The organism is Bacillus cereus group sp. N21, from assembly GCF_016483395.1.
In the GTDB taxonomy this organism is placed as follows: domain Bacteria; phylum Bacillota; class Bacilli; order Bacillales; family Bacillaceae_G; genus Bacillus_A; species Bacillus_A pseudomycoides.
Genome location: NZ_JAEHBX010000399.1, coordinates 1 through 247 on the forward strand (window position 1 = coordinate 1; position 247 = coordinate 247).

The window sequence follows — 247 nt, forward strand, 5'->3', positions numbered from 1 at the left end:
TAGATGGACGTACATTCATAATGCGCTGGTTTTTATTTGCTAAATAAAAATGCCCAGCATGACCAAATTCATGTGCTAATGTGAAGCATCCGCGCATCGTATTTTGCCATGTAATTAAAATATATGGATGAGAACCATATGGACTTGAACAAAATGCTCCTGTTGATTTGCCTACATTATCTGCAAGATCTACCCATCTTTCTTTGAAGCCTTTTTCGATAATGGAACTATATTCATCTCCTAATAC

At 36.0% G+C, this 247-nt stretch carries 1 protein-coding gene; it reads right to left on the reverse strand.

What is annotated here, in order from left to right; all coding sequences use genetic code 11:
* Positions 1-247, reverse strand: a 247-nt coding sequence (locus JDS96_RS31375) for a M3 family metallopeptidase (RefSeq protein WP_242480045.1), incomplete at both ends; no start/stop codon positions are given.